The 15,860-nt window shown below is 69.9% G+C and carries 14 protein-coding genes; 8 read left to right on the forward strand and 6 right to left on the reverse strand.

What is annotated here, in order from left to right; genetic code table 11:
• Window positions 1–225 precede the first annotated feature (225 nt).
• A complete protein-coding gene (locus BM172_RS15685; RefSeq protein WP_026634956.1) occupies window positions 226–1,851 on the forward strand; it encodes an alpha-glucosidase in 1,626 nt (541 codons plus the stop codon).
• 69 nt (window positions 1,852–1,920) lie between these two features.
• On the forward strand, window positions 1,921–2,139 hold the full coding sequence (locus BM172_RS15690; RefSeq protein ID WP_026634957.1) for a hypothetical protein: 219 nt from the start codon (window positions 1,921–1,923) through the stop codon (window positions 2,137–2,139).
• 261 nt (window positions 2,140–2,400) lie between these two features.
• Here BM172_RS15690 and uvrD read toward each other — a convergent pair whose 3' ends face one another.
• A complete protein-coding gene (gene uvrD, locus BM172_RS15695) occupies window positions 2,401–4,626 on the reverse strand; it encodes a DNA helicase II (protein WP_026634958.1) in 2,226 nt (741 codons plus the stop codon).
• Window positions 4,627–4,756: 130 nt separating this feature from the next.
• Here uvrD and BM172_RS15700 point away from each other — a divergent pair, with 130 nt between their 5' ends.
• Window positions 4,757–5,092 (forward strand): hypothetical protein, encoded by a 336-nt coding sequence (locus BM172_RS15700; RefSeq protein WP_026634959.1) that lies wholly within the window; start codon window positions 4,757–4,759, stop codon window positions 5,090–5,092.
• Between the two features lie 3 nt (window positions 5,093–5,095).
• On the opposite strand, the gene BM172_RS15705 is transcribed toward BM172_RS15700, so the two are convergent.
• The 3 genes from BM172_RS15705 to BM172_RS15715 all read right to left on the reverse strand — a co-directional run bounded on the left by BM172_RS15705 (window position 5,096) and on the right by BM172_RS15715 (window position 8,289).
• Window positions 5,096–6,355, reverse strand: coding sequence for a heme biosynthesis protein HemY (locus tag BM172_RS15705; RefSeq protein ID WP_026634960.1), 1,260 nt, complete (start codon window positions 6,353–6,355; stop codon window positions 5,096–5,098).
• The gene (locus tag BM172_RS15710; RefSeq protein WP_026634961.1) at window positions 6,352–7,434 is read right to left on the reverse strand and encodes a uroporphyrinogen-III C-methyltransferase; all 1,083 of its coding nucleotides are present in this window, start codon (window positions 7,432–7,434) and stop codon (window positions 6,352–6,354) included. Before BM172_RS15710 ends, BM172_RS15705 begins: the two co-directional genes overlap by 4 nt.
• Window positions 7,435–7,524: 90 nt before the next feature.
• The gene (locus tag BM172_RS15715) at window positions 7,525–8,289 is read right to left on the reverse strand and encodes a uroporphyrinogen-III synthase (protein WP_026634962.1); all 765 of its coding nucleotides are present in this window, start codon (window positions 8,287–8,289) and stop codon (window positions 7,525–7,527) included.
• Between the two features lie 152 nt (window positions 8,290–8,441).
• On the opposite strand from BM172_RS15715, the gene BM172_RS15720 reads away from it, so the two are divergent.
• The 3 genes from BM172_RS15720 to BM172_RS15730 all read left to right on the forward strand — a co-directional run bounded on the left by BM172_RS15720 (window position 8,442) and on the right by BM172_RS15730 (window position 10,055).
• Entirely contained in the window at window positions 8,442–8,909 is a 468-nt protein-coding gene (locus tag BM172_RS15720; protein ID WP_026634963.1) for a YiiD C-terminal domain-containing protein, read from the forward strand.
• A 61-nt stretch (window positions 8,910–8,970) separates the two neighbouring features.
• Complete coding sequence (locus tag BM172_RS15725) at window positions 8,971–9,387, forward strand: hypothetical protein (RefSeq protein ID WP_026634964.1); 417 nt, start codon at window positions 8,971–8,973, stop codon at window positions 9,385–9,387.
• Between the two features lie 224 nt (window positions 9,388–9,611).
• Window positions 9,612–10,055 (forward strand): rhodanese-like domain-containing protein, encoded by a 444-nt coding sequence (locus BM172_RS15730; RefSeq protein WP_026634965.1) that lies wholly within the window; start codon window positions 9,612–9,614, stop codon window positions 10,053–10,055.
• Between the two features lie 67 nt (window positions 10,056–10,122).
• Here BM172_RS15730 and BM172_RS15735 read toward each other — a convergent pair whose 3' ends face one another.
• The gene (locus BM172_RS15735) at window positions 10,123–11,181 is read right to left on the reverse strand and encodes a 2Fe-2S iron-sulfur cluster-binding protein (RefSeq protein WP_035323189.1); all 1,059 of its coding nucleotides are present in this window, start codon (window positions 11,179–11,181) and stop codon (window positions 10,123–10,125) included.
• 63 nt (window positions 11,182–11,244) lie between these two features.
• Between BM172_RS15735 and BM172_RS15740 the strand changes: the two genes are divergently transcribed.
• Both BM172_RS15740 and BM172_RS15745 read left to right on the forward strand, forming a co-directional pair.
• Entirely contained in the window at window positions 11,245–11,688 is a 444-nt protein-coding gene (locus BM172_RS15740; RefSeq protein WP_026634967.1) for a hotdog fold thioesterase, read from the forward strand.
• A 119-nt stretch (window positions 11,689–11,807) separates the two neighbouring features.
• Window positions 11,808–12,791 carry a serine/threonine protein kinase gene (locus BM172_RS15745; RefSeq protein WP_051548594.1) on the forward strand — a complete coding sequence of 328 codons (984 nt, stop codon included), beginning with the start codon at window positions 11,808–11,810 and terminating at the stop codon, window positions 12,789–12,791.
• A 21-nt stretch (window positions 12,792–12,812) separates the two neighbouring features.
• Here the strand turns inward: BM172_RS15745 and BM172_RS15750 are convergent, their stop codons facing one another.
• Entirely contained in the window at window positions 12,813–15,770 is a 2,958-nt protein-coding gene (locus BM172_RS15750; RefSeq protein ID WP_035323200.1) for a LysM peptidoglycan-binding domain-containing protein, read from the reverse strand.
• Between the last annotated feature and the right edge of the window lie 90 nt (window positions 15,771–15,860).

A 15,860-nucleotide genomic window follows, 5' to 3' on the forward strand; every position in this document is an offset into this window, starting at 1 on the left:
GCATCGCGCCATGCGAGCGCGCAAGTCTCTACTTGCCACGATCCAAGCTGCCACGCTTCGTTCGTCGCAGCGCATCGACGCGTGCGCTGCTGCGCTGCAAAATCCTCATTTCTTGAATACGTATGCATGAAAGCCGTCGTCGCCGCGGCCTGCATTTAAGCTGCCCCGCACCCCGCGCACCGCCCATCTGCTGCGTGCGCCGATAAAGCCTCGGGATTACGGGACATGAGTGAAACACCCTGGTGGCGCGGAGCCGTCATCTACCAGATCTACCCGCGCAGCTTCCTGGACACGGACGGCGACGGCGTGGGCGACCTGCCCGGCATCGTCGAGCGCCTCGACTACATCGCGGGCTTAGGGGTGGACGCGATCTGGATCGCGCCGTTCTTCCGTTCGCCGATGGCGGACTTCGGCTACGACATCGCCGACTACCGCGCGGTGGATCCGCTGTTCGGCACGATCGACGACTTCGACCGCCTGCTGGCCAAGGCGCATGCGCTGGGCCTGAAGGTGATGATCGACCAGGTGCTCAGCCATACCTCCGACCAGCACGAGTGGTTCAAGGAAAGCCGCGCCAGCCGCGACAATCCCAAGGCCGACTGGTACGTGTGGGCCGACGCCAGGGACGACGGCACGCCGCCCAACAACTGGATGTCGCTGTTCGGCGGCGTGGCCTGGCAATGGGAGCCGCGGCGCGGGCAGTACTACCTGCACAACTTCCTGACTTCGCAGCCGGACCTCAACTTCCACCATCCGGACGTGCAGCGCGCGGTGCTGGACAACGTGCAGTTCTGGCTGGACAAGGGCGTGGACGGCCTGCGCCTGGACGCGATCAATTTCTGCTTCCACGACCGCCAGCTGCGCGACAACCCGCCCAAGCCGCAGGCGATGCGCGTGGGCCGCGGCTTCAGTCCCGACAATCCGTACGCGTTCCAATACCACTACTACAACAACACGCAGCCGGAGAACCTCGCGTTCCTGGAAGAATTGCGCGGGCTGCTCGACCGCTATCCCGGCGCCGCCGCGCTGGGCGAGATCTCCTCGGAGGACTCGCTGGCCACCATGGCCGAGTACACCACCGGCCACCGCCTGCACATGGGCTACAGCTTCGAGCTGCTCACCGCCGATTTCAGCGCGGCCTATATCCGCGGCACGGTCGAGCGGCTGGAAGCGCAGATGACCGAGGGCTGGCCGTGCTGGGCCATTTCCAACCATGACGTGGAGCGCGTGCTCAGTCGCTGGGGTCGTGAGGCACGGGGTAACGGCGATGCGTCGGTGCGGCTGGCCAACCTGCTGACCGCGATGGTGTGCTCGCTGCGCGGTTCGGTATGCGTCTATCAGGGCGAAGAGCTGGCGCTGACCGAAGCGGAAGTGCCGTACGAGGCGCTGCAGGATCCCTACGGCATCACCTTCTGGCCCAACTTCAAGGGCCGCGACGGCTGCCGCACGCCGATGCCCTGGGACGAGTCGGCCAACGCCGGCTTCAGCAGCGGCGCGCCGTGGCTGCCGGTGCCGGCCGGCCATCGCGCGCTGGCGGTGTCGCGCCAGGAGCTCGATCCGGCCTCGGCGCTGCACGGCTTCCGCGGCTTCATGCAGTGGCGGCAGGCGCAACCGGAATTGCGCTGGGGCGCGATCGGTTTCCTCGATACGCCCGAGCCGGTGCTGGCCTTTACCCGCACGCATGCGGGAGAGACGGTGCTGGCGGCGTTCAATCTCGGGTCCGCGCCTGTCGCCGTCGCGCTGCCCCTGGCCGGCGAGCGCATCGGCGGCCATGGCCTGGCCGAAGGCACGCTGGAAGACGGCCTGCTGCGCCTGCCGCCGCACGGCCTGCTGTTCGCCCGGCTGTCCTGAGCGGGGCGGCTGTCGCGTTCACGCGGCGCCGCCTATGATCGGCGGCATCGTGTCGAAAGGAGCTTCCGCATGCGCACCGTCCTGATCGTCCTTGGCCTGATCCTTGTCGCTGCCGGCATCTGGGTGCTGGCCGGACAAGCCACTTATCAGCAGACCGATACGCTGGTGCAGTTGGGCTCGGCGAAGATCACCGCGACGCATGACAAGGCGGTGCCGACGTGGATGGGGATTGCGGGGATCGCCGTGGGAGCGTTGCTGGCGATCGGCGGGTTTCTTCGCAAGGGCTGAGCCTCGACATACAAGGCTGAATCCTTCTCCCTCCGGCGACCCGAAGGTAGTCCCCGTGGGAGAGCACGCGGGGAGGGCACAGGGATGTGCCCGGCTTTCCTCGCTCATCAAAGCCGGGCACATCCCTGTGCCCTCTTCGCGTGGAGGAGCGAGGAAGGTGGCGGCAGCCGGATGAGGGTGCGGGCGGAGCGGTGCGCATCACTTCCACGCTCCGGCCGTACCCTCACCCCAACCCCTCTCCCGAGGGGAGAGGGGCTAAATCTAAAGCGGCGTGAGGTTGGCGTATGCGGCCACCAGCCACTTGCTCCCCGCCGCCTCGAAGTTGATCTGCAGCCGCGTATGCGCGCCGCTGCCCTCGGCGCTCACTACCACGCCCTCGCCGAAGCTCGGATGGCTCACGCGCTGGCCCAGCTTCACCGGCAGGTCTTCCTTGAGCGACGACGCCGCGGATTCGGCGAAACGCCCGGCATACAACGGACGCGTCACCTGCACGCGCGGGCGCACCTCGTCGACCAGGTCCGGCGGCACTTCGGCGAGGAAGCGCGACGGGCGCGCCAGCATCTCCACGCCATGCATGCGGCGCGATTCGGCATAAGTGATTACCAGCCGCTCGCGCGCACGCGTGATGCCGACGTAGGCGAGGCGGCGCTCCTCTTCCAGGCGGCCTTCGTCCTCGACCGAGCGCTGGCTGGGGAACAGCCCTTCTTCCATGCCGACCAGGAACACCACCGGAAACTCCAGGCCCTTCGCCGAATGCAGGGTCATCAGCTGCACGCAGTCGTCCCAGGATTCGCCCTGCCCTTCGCCGGCCTCCAGCGCCGCATGCGACAGGAAAGCCGACAGCTCGCTGAGGCCCGCCTCGATGTCTTCGGCGGTGGGCTCGAAGCGGCTGGCCACGTTGACCAGCTCGTCCAGGTTCTCCACCCGCGATTCGGCGTTGCCGCGGCTGTCTTTCTCGTAGAAGTCGCGCAGGCCGGTATGCGAGATGGCGTGTTCCATCTGCTCGGCCAGCGCCAGCGCCGTGGCCTCGGTGTCGCCGTCGGTCTTGCCGGAGAAGGTGCGCGCCATCTCCTCGATCATCTGCAGGAACGCCTTCACCGCATTCTTCGCGCGGCCGGCCAGTTCGCGGCCGGTGGCCAGCTCATTCAAGGCCGCTTCCCACAGCGAGGTGCCCTCGCCGCGCGCGCGCTTGCGCAAGGCGTCCAGCGTGCGGTCGCCGATGCCGCGCGGCGGCGTGTTCACGGCGCGCTCGAAGGCCGCATCGTCGTGGCGGTTGGCGGACAGGCGCAGATAGGCCAGCGCGTCCTTGATTTCCGCGCGCTCGAAGAAGCGCAGGCCGCCATACACGCGATACGGGATGTCGCGCTGGATCAGCTGCTCTTCGAAGTTGCGCGACTGCGCGTTGGAGCGATACAGGATGGCGCAGTCGCGTGCATCGCCATGTTCGGCGATGTATTCGCGGATGCGCTCGATCACGTAGCGCGCCTCGTCCTGCTCGTTGTACGAGGCGTATACGGCGATGCGCTCGCCGTCCTCGCCATCCGTCCACAGCTGCTTGCCGAGGCGGCTGCCGTTGCGCGCGATCACTGCGTTGGCGGCCTTGAGGATGGTCGAGGTGGAGCGGTAGTTCTGCTCCAGCTTGATGGTCTTGGCGCCGGGGAAATCGCGCAGGAACTGCTGCACGTTCTCCACCTTGGCGCCGCGCCAGCCGTAGATGGCCTGGTCGTCGTCGCCCACCACGAATACCTGAGCAGAAGCAGCTTGCCCGCTGCTGCCGGCCAGCACGCGGATCCACGCGTACTGCAGCGTGTTGGTGTCCTGGAACTCGTCGATCAGGAGATAGCGCCAGCGCTGCTGGTAATGCTCCAGCACCGCCGGATTCTTCAGCCACAGCTCGTGCGCGCGCAGCAGCAGCTCGGCGAAATCGACCAGGCCGGCGCGCTGGCAGGCTTCCTCATAGGCCTGGTAGATCTGCACGAAGGTGCGCGTGACCGGATGGTCGCGATGCTCGATGCTGCCCGGGCGCTTGCCTTCGTCCTTCCAGCTGTTGATCTGCCAGGTGGCCTGGCGCGGTGGGAACTTCGCCTCGTCCAGCCCCAGCCCCGCGACCACGCGCTTGACGATGCGCTGCTGGTCGTCGGCATCGAGGATTTGAAAGCCTTCCGGCAACCCCGCCTCGCGCCAGTGCCGGCGCAGCAGGCGATGCGCGATGCCGTGGAAGGTGCCGACGGTGAGGCCCTGCGTGCCGGCGCCGATCAGCGCATCCAGGCGTCCGCGCATCTCGCCGGCCGCCTTGTTGGTGAAGGTCACCGCCAGGATCGCCCACGGCGGCACCTCCAGCACCTGGGTCAACCAGCCGATGCGGTGGGTCAGCACGCGGGTCTTGCCGGAACCGGCGCCGGCCAGCACTAGATAGTGGCCGGGCTGCGCGCAGACGGCTTCGCGCTGCGCGTCATTGAGCTTGTCGATCAAATGCGAGACATCCATCGCGCCATTGTAGCCGGCCCCGGTCTCACTCACCGGAATGTGGGCGCCCGCTGAACGCAAGAACCTGTCCGCGAACCGCGGCGGTGGCGAGCCGGTCTCCACCTCAAGTCCCCATCCGCAAGCTGCCGCCATGAACTGGTCGCCCAAGACGAAACCGCTGGACCACGATATCTGCGTCCACATCTTCACCGCCTCGGCCGCGATGGTCGGCGTGTGCATCACGGTCATCGGCATCCTGCGCGTGGCCGTCTCGATGCGCCGCATCGACCTGATCGGCAACGACCTGCTGGCGCTGAACACGATCCTCTACCTGCTGGCCTGCCTGCTGTCGTACTGGGCGCTGCGCACGCGCAGCCTCAGCCGCAATCACCGGCTGGAGCGGGTTTCGGATGTGCTGTTCCTGCTGGCCTTGACGCTGACCACGGTCAACGCGGGCTTTCTCACCTGGGCGGTGTCCAAAGGCTGAGGATCACTCGCGCAGGCGCGGCACGCCGTGCTCGCTGCGTTCCTCGACCGCGACCGGACGCGTATCCAGGCGCGTGCCGCGCAGCGTGTCCTGCGGCAGCGGCGTCACCGCCGCGCCGCGGTGGAAAGCCAGCGCGTTGCGGTAGCACTGCTGCGCCAGCGCGTCGTCGCCTTCGCCGGCGTAAACGTCGCCCAGCGCTTCCCATACCTCGGCGGTGGGCTTGAGCGCGAGCGAGCGTTCCAGGTATGCATGCGCCTTGCTCCACAACTGCAGCCGCACGCCCATGCGGCCGAGCGTGAGCAGCAGGTAGGGATCGTTCGGATGCGCATCGAGCCAGCTCTCGGCGCGGCGCAGGCGTGCGTCGAGGTTGTCGTCGCCGAGCACGCCGTAGGTCTCGATCAGCTGCGGCGACCAGTCGCGACGCAACGCGGACTCCACTTCGTCCATCGCCGGCAGCACCATGCCGTAGCCGGCGGCGGCGCGCGCGTAGGCATCGATGGCCGCCGGCGAGCGGCGCTGCGCTTTCGGCAACTGCGACCATTGCTGGTTGAGCGCGGCGCCATCCGGTGCGGCGCGCAGCGAGGCGGCCAGCACCTGGCCTTCCAGTACCGCGTAGTTCCTGGCGCCGAGCGCGCCGCTTTTCTGCAGCGGCTCCAGCGCTTCGCGGGCGCGGCGGAAATCGCCGGTCGCCAGCGCGGCGATGGTCAGCTCGCGCCAGCCGCCGGGGCTGAGCGTGCCGGCATCGGCTTCCGGCGCCAGCAGGGCCAGCGCCTCCGCGGCCTTGCCGTCGCGGCGCAGCACGCGGGCGCGCAGCACGCGGGCGGCGCGCGGCGCGGACTGGCCGGCTTCGGCCAGCGCTTCCAGCGCGCGATTGTGTTCGCCGCGGCGCGAGGCTGCCTCGGCCGAGGCAAGCAAGGCGGGACCGCGCAGCGTGTCGAGGCGCGAGGCGCGGTTGAGATCGCGCTCGGCATCGCCGTGGCGGCCTTCCATCAGCGCGACCAGGCCCTCGCCCAGGCGCTGCTGGCTGACCCGGCGATGGCGGCGCGACAGCGCGCCGAACGGCCAGCGCGTCAGGCGCCACGCCGCGACGAGCAGGGCCCAGGCGAGCAACAGCACGACTACCGCCGCGACCACCGACAGCTCCGCCTGCCAGCCGCGCAGCCGCACCAGCACATAGCCCGGGTCCTCGGCCACCCAGTGCCAGCCGAATGCGGCGACCGCGGCGACGGCCACCAGCAACAGGATCCAGCGCCACAGGTTCATGGCTTGGCCCCGGCTTCGGGCTTGCTGTCGCCGGCGGCGGGACGCAGCGCATGCACCGCGCGCAGGTTGCGCAGCTCGGCCAGCGCGGCACCCAGCTGGACCGGCGCGACGGCGGGCAGCTGGCGTTCCAGTTCGGCGAGTTTCGCGCGCGCCTGCTGCACGACCGGAGCCTGCAGGTCGAACTGCGTGTCGAGATTGGCCTCGGCACGCTTGAGCGCGGCCGCATAGCCGTCGGCGTCGTAGGCCAGCAGCGCCGCCTGCGCCTGAGCCAGGTCCAGGCCGACCAGCTCGCGCGCGAAGCGCGCATCGGCCACCGCCAGCGGCGCGCCATTCGTGCGCTGCACGCGGATCACGTCGGCCAGCGAGCGGCGCACGCGCATCCACGCGGTGTCGGCGGCGGCGCTGTCTTCGGTGCGGTCCAGCGGCTTCAGCGGCCACGCGATGGAAGCGGCGCGCAGCTGGTTGAGCGCGTCGAGCGCGGCGGCCTGGCCGGCCGGCTGGCTCCTGGCCAGCGCTTCGCGTTCGGCGGTGATGCTCTGGCGCAGGCCGGAGAACGCACCGTCGTTCACCGCGGCGAGGGTCTGGTCCGCCAGCGCATAAGCGGCGGCGGCGCCCTGCGCGTCGTGGAACAGCGCGTAGCGTTCCTTGGCCATGCGCAGCAGCGTTTCGGTTTCGTCCAGCAGCATGCCGTCGTGGCCGGACAGGGTCTTGTCGGACAGCTTGGCGACGGCGTCCTCGAGATTGCGCGTGCGCTCGGACTGGCCGAGCAGTTCCTCGCGCAGCGAGCGGTTGACCTGGTCGGCATCGCCCAGGCGCTGGCGCAGCAGGCCGCGCTCGTTCTCCATCGATTCGAGCGCGCGCTCCATGTTGGCGACGCGCGTGTCCAGGCTGGCCGCGGTCTGCGTGGCGCCGCGCACGCCGGTTTCCTGCACGTACTGGCGCCAGCCCACGTAACCGGCGCCGCCGAGGGCGACCAGCGCGAGCAGCGTGGCGAGGGCGACGGTGCCGCCGCGGCGCGGCGCGGCGGAAGGGGCGGGCGCCTGCACGGCGCTCGTGGGCGTGGCGTTGTCCTGGCTCATGCGCGCCATGCTAGCAGCCCGCGTGCGCCGGTTCGCATCAAACGGGCGTGAAAAGCGCGCGTTCCCGGCGGCGCATCGCCGCAGCGATGGCTAGCGTTGCGCCGCCGCGGCCAGCAGATCCGCCGCCATGGCGGACCGCGCGATGCGCACGCGCACGAAACCGGCCGCGCGCGCCACCGCCGCCAGCCGTTCGCTGCTGGCGATGGCGGTGGCGGCGCACAGCCTGGCCCAGGCCGGCGGCGGCAGCAGCGCGCGCAGGTTGTCGAGCGCCTCGGCGCTGGACAGCAACACACGCGCCGATTTCGGCAGCGCCGCCACCGCGTCCACGTGCCGGCGCAGCAGCCGCGGCGCCACGCGGCGATAGACATGCAGCTCGCGCAGCTCGGCGCCGCGCGCGGCGAACTGCTCGCGCAGCAGGCCGCGGCCGCCGGGTGCGCCGATCAGCGCAACGCGGCGTCCGCGCAGCTCGCGCAACGACGGATGCGCGAGCAGGCCTTCGCTGTCCTGCCGCGACGGCGCGATCGCATCGATGCCATGCCGGCGCAGCGCATGCGCCGTGCCCTGCCCGACCGCCAGCACCGTGGCGCGCGTGCGCAGCGGCGCGAGCTTCGCGGCGAAGCGCACCGCGGCCGGACTGGTGAAGACCAGCACGTCGTCGCGCAAGGCGGCACGCAGGCCCGTGGCCGCGGCGCGCGCATCGTCCGCGCCGCGCAGCGACAGGCCCGGCAGCGCCAGCGGCTCGCCGCCGAGCGTGCGCACCCGGCGCGACAGCGGCGCGGCGGTGCCGGCCGGGCGCGTGATCACCACCACGCGGCCGGCGAGCGGAGCGGGTACATCGGCGCGGACTCGGCTCATGGCTTACCTGGAAAGGGAACGCCCGGAGTGTAGCGAGGGAGCGCCGGCCGATCGCGCGTGCGTTCTTGCGGCCGCTCCCGCGACTTCTGCCCCATCCCGGCCCCCGCCGCGCCGGCTAAACTGGGCGGCTCCCCGTCCCACGCCTCTCCCGCATGAGCAACACAACCTCCCCCGCCCAGGACCTGGTCGCCTTCATCCGCGACTCGATCCCCCTCGCCCACGCCATGGACCTGCACCTGCACAGCCACGATCAAGACCATCTGGCCGTGATCGCCCCGCTGCCGCCGAACATCAACGACAAGGGCTGCGCCTTCGGCGGCAGCCTGGTCAGCCTGATGACCCTCAGCGGCTGGGGCCTGGTCGAACTGGAGCTGCGCCGGCGCGGCTTCGACTGCGATGTGTTCGTCGCCGAATCGACCGTGCATTACCTGGCGCCGGTATGGGAAGACTTCCTCAGCGAGGCCCGGCTCGGCCATGGCGCCAGCTGGGACGCGTTCTTCCATACCTTGAACACGCGCGGCCGCGCCCGCATCGAGGTGGCCTGCCGCGTGCCCGGCGAGCATCCGGACAAGCCCGCCGCCACGCTGAGCGCGCGCTTCGTCGCAAAACGCCGGGACTGAGCGTCACCCGATGCGCCGGCTTGGGTCAGAATGGACGGGTCTTCACCCGGGGGAACGCTCCATGCGCCGTCTGCTTGTCCTCGTCGTCCTGTTGTCCACCCTGCTGCTGTCCGGCTGCGCCACCAATAAGCGCAACGAGGCCCTCACCAATACGCTCAACGCCTATGGCAGCGTGGTGCGCTGGGGCGATTTCGGCAGCGCGCTGCAGTTCATCGACCCCAAGGTACGCGACGAACACATGCCGACCCAGCTGGAAATGGCCCGCTTCGACCAGTTCCGCGTGACCGGCTACGACGATGGCGGCGGCCCGGCCGCCAGCGGCGAGAACGAGGTGCGCCAGGTGGTCGCGATCAGCATGGTCAACAACAACACCCAGGCCGAGCGCACCGTGATCGACCGCCAGACCTGGCGCTACGACGCCCAGACCAACCACTGGTGGCTGCTCACCGGCCTGCCGAACCTCACCGCGGACCAGTAATGCCTCAGCCTTCCAAATTGGGATCCTTCTCCCTCCGGGAGAAGGTGGCGGCAGCCGGATGAGGGTGCGGGCGGAGCGGTGCGCATCACTTCCTCGCTCCGCCCGTACCCTCACCCCCACCCCTCTCTCCCACGGGGACTACCTTCGGGTCGCCGACGGGAGAGGGGCTTTAACCCTATAATCGCCGGCTCACTCTCCACCACCGCGCCTGCGGAAACCATCGAATGAACGACTTCCTGCACAAGCTGCCCGAGTTCATCGGCAACCATCTCGCGCTCGCCGCGCTGTTCGTGATCCTGCTGGTGGCGATCGTCGTGCTGGAAATCATGCGCCTGCTGCGCAAGTACAAGGAGCTGACGCCGGCCGGCCTCACCCTGCTGATCAACCGCGAGAGCCCGCTGCTGATCGACCTGTCGGCCTACGCCGACTTCGAGAAGGCCCACGTGCCCGGCGCCCGCCACGTGGCGATGAGCCAGTTCGACCCCGAGCACAAGGACCTGGCCAAGGCCAGGGAGCTGCCGGTGGTGCTGATCGACAAGGACGGCCGTGGCCTGGACAAGGCCGCGCAGCGCCTGATCAAGGCCGGCTTCGGCAAGGTCTATACCCTGGGCGGCGGCGTGCTGGCCTGGCAGCAGGCGCAGTTGCCGGTGGCCAAAGGAAATAAGTAAGACCTTCGCCGGCATCCGCTCGTTCGACAGCGCGCCCACGGGCGCGCTTTTCGTTTGGGGGCCAGGCTCAGGCGTGCGCCAGGCCCGCGCGGCCGGCGAGGATCTGCGCCAGCACGTCCGGCGCGTAGTCGAAGGAGTCGTAGTACAGCCGCTCCTCCGGCAGGCCAGCGTCGAGGAACAGCTTGCGGCCGGCGTCGATCATCGCCGGCGGCCCGCTCATGTAGACGTCGTGGCCGGAGAGGTCCGGCAGGTCTTCCAGCACCGCTTCGTGCACCAGGCCCATGCGCAGGCCGCTGGCGGCGGCCTGTTCGGGATCGGACAGCACCGGATGGAAGCGCAGTGCGTGCGCCGAGCGCTCCCAGCCGCGGGCCAGCTCCAGCAGGTACAGGTCGGCCGCGTTGCGCGCGCCCCAGTAGACCTCGATCGGACGCCGCGTGCCGAGCGCGAGGAAGTGCTCGACGATCGCCTTGACCGGCGCGAAGCCGGTGCCGCCGGCCATGAACACCATCGGCCGCTCCGAATCCTCGCGCGGCACGAAGGTGCCCAGCGGCGCCTCCAGCCGCAGCCGGTCGCCGACGCGCAGGCCGTCGGCCACCCACGAGGTGAAGCCGCCGCCGGCGACGTGGCGCACGTGCATCTCGATGCTGCCGTCCGCACGCGGCCCGCCGGCGATCGAGAACGGACGGCGGCGGCCGTCTTCCAGCAGCACGTCCAGGTATTGCCCCGGCAGCCAGTTCAGGCGCGTCTCGCCCGGCGCGGGCTCCAGGCGCAGGCCGATCACGTCCGGGGCGAGCGCGCTTTTCTCCGTCACCACCACCTCGAGGCGGCGGCGCGCGATGTCTTCCACCGAGGTCACTTCGCGCGCGGCGATCAGCAGGTCGCCGCAGGGCACCGCCTGGCACAGCAGCACCGCGTGCTGGGCCGGCGAGGTGCCGCTCAGCGCCACCGGCGGATTGCGCGGGTATTGGCACTGCCCCTCCAGCAGGATCGCCTTGCAGCTGCCGCAGACACCCGCGCGGCACGAATACGGCAGCGCGATGCCGGCGCGCTGCGCGGCTTCCAGCACGGTTTCGCCGGGCTCGACCGGGAAGCGGCGGCCGGACTGCTTGAGGGTGACGGTGAACACGGATCGATTGTCGCGGCGACAGCGGTCGACCGACAATGCGGTCTTCACCCGGGAGTATCAACCATGACAGCCATCTGGAAGCAGGACACCAGCCTCGATCGCCTCAACGGCTGGAGCGCCAACACCATGATGGAGGCCCTGGGCATCCGCTTCACCGCGGTCGGCGACGACTGGGTGCAAGGCACCATGCCGGTGGACCGGCGCACCCACCAGCCCTACGGCCTGCTGCACGGCGGCGCCTCGGTGGTGCTGGCCGAGACGCTGGGCAGCACCGCGGCCATGCTCACCCTGGACCCGACGCAGGAAGCCGCCGTCGGCCTGGACATCAACGCCAACCACATCCGCGGCGTGCGCAGCGGCATCGTGATCGGCACCGCGCGCAAGCTGCACCTGGGGCGCAGTACGCAGGTGTGGGAGATCCGCATCGAGACCGAAGCCGGCGAGCTGGTATGCATCTCGCGCATCACCATGGCGGTGATTCCGTCGCGCGCCGTCAACCTCAAATAACGACGTAGGTTGGGGTGAGCCGCAGGCGAACCCCAACAGAGGCATGGACGGAGCGCCCGTTGGGGTTCGCCTGCGGCTCACCCCAACCTACGGCCGGGTTTGGCGGCGATAATCGCCCGATGTCCCAAGACGCCCCCTACGCCAGCCTCACTCCCGATCATGTCCTCGATGCGGTCGCCGCCTGCGGCCTGTATCCCGATGGCCGCCTGCTCGCCCTCAACAGCTACGAAAACCGCGTGTGGCAGGTCGGCATCGACGACGCCCAGCCGGTGATCGCGAAGTTCTATCGCCCCGCGCGCTGGAGCGATGCGGCGATCCTCGAGGAGCATGCCTTCGCGCAGGAACTGGCCGAAGCGGAACTGCCGCTGGTCGCGCCGCTGGCCTTCGGCGGCCGCACCCTGCTGCACCACGCCGGCTTCCGCTACGCGCTCACGCCGCGCCGCGGCGGCCGCGCGCCCTCGCTCGAATCCGCCGACCAGCTCGAATGGCTGGGGCGGCTGATCGCGCGCATCCACCTGATCGGCGCGCGCGCACCGTTCGCGCACCGCGGCCGCATCGACCGCGCCACGCTGATCGAGCAGCCGATGCAGGCCGTGCTCGCCTCGCCGCTGCTGCCGCAGAACGTGCAGGCGCGTTACCGCGTCGCCGCGCAGCGCGTGGACGAAGCGGTGGCGCTGCGCCTGGAGGCGGTGGGTCCGGTGCGCCAGCTGCGCCTGCACGGCGACTGCCATCCGGGCAACGTGCTGTGGACCGACGACGGCCCGCACTTCGTCGACCTGGACGATGCGCGCATGGGTCCGGCCGTGCAGGACCTGTGGATGCTGGCCAACGACGACGCCAGCATGGAAGCGCTGCTCACCGGCTACGAACAGTTCCGCGAGTTCGATCGCATCGAGCTGGCCCTGGTCCCGGCCTTGCGCGCGATGCGCCAGCTGCACCATGCCGGCTGGATCGCCGCGCGCTGGCACGATCCGGCCTTCCCTGCCGCGTTCCCGTTCGCGGGCGAGGCGCGCTGGTGGGAGCAGCACGTCGACGACCTGCACGAACTGGCGGATGGCCTGCTCGCGGACGGCCGGCTCGCGGACGACATGGGCGCCGCCTGAGCAGCGCCCGGCCGCCATGCCTCAGTGGTAAGGCGGCGGATCGATACCCAGCACGTTCTTCAGCACCACGTCGAGCTGGTGCGCCGAGGCCGGCTTCTCCTCGGTATTCAGCGGCATCGGGTTGCCCGCGATGATGGTGCCGCGCATCAGCACGCCCGGGCCGCTGCCGAACAGGCCATGGTCCACATTGCCGGCGAGCAGGCCGTTGCGATTGGCCAGGTCGTCCCAGTTGCCGTCGTTGCGGTCGGTGCGCTGGAACTTCGACGGATCGCCGCCCACCGTGTCGAGCGACGAAACCATCGCGCCGGCGAAGGTCTTCTGCTGGTCGGCGCCGAGGCCGTTGAACCAGGCCATGGTCTGCTGCGCATTCATGCCGTGCAGTTCGCCGTAGCGCATCAGCATGTTGGCCGCCGGCTGGTCGTCCTTGCTGTGCCACGCCCCCAGCGCCTGCGACGCGCTCTGGTTGTAGCCCAGGCCCTGCAGGAAGGCTTCGCGGCCCGGCACGGCCGCATCGTTGTCCTTCTTGCTCTGGTAGGCGATCAGGCCGACCGTGCCCAGCGCGACCAGGCCGATGCCGATCGGGCCGGCCCAGCTGCCCCAGCCCGCCCCGCCGGCCAGCGCCGCGCCGAGCATGCCTTCGCCGCCCACGGCGGCATTGCCCGCCGCCCACATGATCGAGCCCACGCCGGTGGTGGCGTACAGCGCACCCTCGGTGTTGTCGCCCTTGCCGAAGGCATCGCCCGCTTTCCACAGGTCGATGCCGCCGGACAGGATGTTCACCCAGTGGTCGACCGAACGCTGGCCCACCGTGCCCCACAGGCTTTCCTTCGGCGCCCAGCCCACGCTCGTCACCAGGCCGGCGGTCTTCTGGCTGAAGCCGGCGGCGCCGATCAGCGCCGACATGTCGTTGCGCAGTTCCTCGGTGCCGGTCTTGCCGGTGCCGACCTTGTCGAAGGCATTGGCCAGGCTCAGGCCCGCGGCGCCGACGCTGAAGGCGCGGAACAGCGTGCTCACCGGCGTGCCGTTGTCGAAGCCCTTGATCTTGCCGAGCTTGCCGTCGGTGTCCTTCAGGCCCGACTGCAGCGACTGGGTGAGCGCGTCCGGCGTCTTGGCGTCCTTGGCCAGCGCGTCGAAGTCGGACAGGTTGCTCTTCAGCACATCGGTGGCCTGCTTCAGGCTGCCGACCTTGTCGCCGTCCAGGCCCAGCACCACCGCGAGCGACTTGTTGTTGCCGAGGTCGTCGAGCTGCTGGATCACTCGGGTCCGCGTGGCGGCATCATTGCTCTTGCCCAGCTGCTCGCGCAGATCGTCGAGGCGGCCCTTGACGTAGTTGGTGCCCAGCTCCTGGGTGAGCTTGCGGCCGGCCTGGTCGGCGACCTTGCCGTACTGCGCCCACTGGTTGAGCAGGGCCTGGCCCGGCTCGCCCTTGAGCACGGTCGGGTCGCTCGACACGGCCAGGCGCATCGCCGCGGCGTTGTTGTCGCTGCCGAGAATCTTGCCCAGCGTGTCGGTCACCGCCTTCTGGTCGCCCGGATGGCCGGCGGCCCACTGCGCCAGCGCGGTCTGCTGCGACAGCAGCAGCTTGCCGTCGTCGGCGATCTGCTGCTGCGCGGCGGCGACCTGCTGCTCCCAGTCCGGCCCCTTCATCTGCTTGTACTTGTCGATCGCCGCCTTGAGCTGGTCGGCGCTCATCGACTTGCCTTCCTTGGCGATCAGGCTGTTGAGCTCGCCGGTGAGCTTCACGTACGACTGCACGTCGTTGTCGACGCGGTAGTGCGTGTTCTCCACCGTCTTGAACAGCTCGGCCTTGGTCTGCTCGACCCAGGGGCCGGTGATGCGCTCGTAGCCGCCGTGGCTGACCTTGTCGACGAAGCTCAGCGCCAGCGTGGGATCGCCGGACTGCTGCGCCATCGAGGTCAGCATCGACTGCGTATTCATGCCGCCGGCCACGATGCGCGGGTCGGGCAGCTGGCCGGCGAGGTCGTCGGCCAGCGACTGCGCCGCCGCCGGATCGCTCTGCCGCAGCGTGCCCACCGCGGTGGACAGGCTGGTGAGGATGTTGCCGGAGTGGCGCTGCTCGTTGTCGTACAGGAAGGCGAAATGCGTGATCTGCTCCATCTGCGTGCGGCCTTGCGACGCGATGGCGGCGCGCGCCGCCGGCGAGCTCAGGCCGGCCATCAGCTCGGCGTAGCGGCCGGAGGATTCCTCCGCCTGCTTCGCCTTCGGCTCGATCTGGTTGCTGTTGGTGAGCTGCTCTTCCTTGTACGGCTGCGCCGCCCAGTTGGCCGCGTCCTGCACGGTCTTGGCGAAGCCGGGACTCGCTTCGGCCAGCTTGCGCACCTGGTCGGAGCTGGCGTTCTTGAGCGAGGTATCCAGCGCCAGCAGCTTGTCCTTCGGCGAGGTGTAGCCGGCGCGGTCGTTGCTGGCGACGAGGCTGTCGGCCTCCTGCTGATCGACCGCGTGCTGGACCGCGGCATCGCCCTGGTAGCGGGCCAGGATGTCGGTGCGCGCGGACTTCTCGCGTTCGGCGATGCTCGGCGGCTGCTCGCCCAGCTGCTTGCGCTGCTGCGGGGTGAGACCGTCGTTCACCGGCTCCTTCAGGCGCGCCTGCACTTCGTCGTTGACCGCCTGGTCGAGCTCATGCTGCAGGCCGGGAAGGTCGCCGGTGCGCTTGTCGGCGACGGCTTCCTGATAGTTGTTGAGCGCCCGGTTCACCATCTGCTGCGGGGTGGGCTTCGGCGCCTGCACGCCGGCCACGGCCGGCGCATTCGCCGGGGGGATGGCCAGCACGTCGCCGGGCATGATGCGCGAGCCGGAGACCGCGGGATTGGCCTGGTGCAGGGCCTCTACCGTGGTGCCGAATTTCTGGGCGATGCCGTCGAGCGAATCGCCGTGCTCCACCCGGTATTTTTCCGGCGGCGGGGGCGGCGGCGGCGGCGGGGTGTAGGTCTGGATGCCGATATCGCGCGGGATCGCCATGGTCGTAAGCCTTTGCGAAGGGGGACAGGGAGGCCGCTATTGGAAAGGCCGGCGCGGGGAGGCGCCTAGTGGGGCTAACCCTAGGTTGGG

The organism is Dyella marensis (assembly GCF_900112865.1).
Taxonomy (GTDB): domain Bacteria; phylum Pseudomonadota; class Gammaproteobacteria; order Xanthomonadales; family Rhodanobacteraceae; genus Dyella_D; species Dyella_D marensis_A.

What these genes read in the sequence shown, in the direction of transcription:
- BM172_RS15690 (WP_026634957.1), top strand. Translation starts at nt 1,921, where the DNA reads ATGCGCACCGTCCTGATCGTCCTTGGCCTGATCCTTGTCGCTGCCGGC.
- BM172_RS15720 (WP_026634963.1), top strand. Translation starts at nt 8,442, where the DNA reads ATGAGCAACACAACCTCCCCCGCCCAGGACCTGGTCGCCTTCATCCGC.
- BM172_RS15705 (WP_026634960.1), bottom strand. Translation starts at nt 6,355, where the DNA reads ATGAACCTGTGGCGCTGGATCCTGTTGCTGGTGGCCGTCGCCGCGGTC.
- BM172_RS15745 (WP_051548594.1), top strand. Translation starts at nt 11,808, where the DNA reads ATGTCCCAAGACGCCCCCTACGCCAGCCTCACTCCCGATCATGTCCTC.
- BM172_RS15740 (WP_026634967.1), top strand. Translation starts at nt 11,245, where the DNA reads ATGACAGCCATCTGGAAGCAGGACACCAGCCTCGATCGCCTCAACGGC.
- BM172_RS15750 (WP_035323200.1), bottom strand. Translation starts at nt 15,770, where the DNA reads ATGGCGATCCCGCGCGATATCGGCATCCAGACCTACACCCCGCCGCCG.
- uvrD (WP_026634958.1), bottom strand. Translation starts at nt 4,626, where the DNA reads ATGGATGTCTCGCATTTGATCGACAAGCTCAATGACGCGCAGCGCGAA.
- BM172_RS15715 (WP_026634962.1), bottom strand. Translation starts at nt 8,289, where the DNA reads ATGAGCCGAGTCCGCGCCGATGTACCCGCTCCGCTCGCCGGCCGCGTG.
- BM172_RS15730 (WP_026634965.1), top strand. Translation starts at nt 9,612, where the DNA reads ATGAACGACTTCCTGCACAAGCTGCCCGAGTTCATCGGCAACCATCTC.
- BM172_RS15700 (WP_026634959.1), top strand. Translation starts at nt 4,757, where the DNA reads ATGAACTGGTCGCCCAAGACGAAACCGCTGGACCACGATATCTGCGTC.
- BM172_RS15710 (WP_026634961.1), bottom strand. Translation starts at nt 7,434, where the DNA reads ATGAGCCAGGACAACGCCACGCCCACGAGCGCCGTGCAGGCGCCCGCC.
- BM172_RS15685 (WP_026634956.1), top strand. Translation starts at nt 226, where the DNA reads ATGAGTGAAACACCCTGGTGGCGCGGAGCCGTCATCTACCAGATCTAC.
- BM172_RS15725 (WP_026634964.1), top strand. Translation starts at nt 8,971, where the DNA reads ATGCGCCGTCTGCTTGTCCTCGTCGTCCTGTTGTCCACCCTGCTGCTG.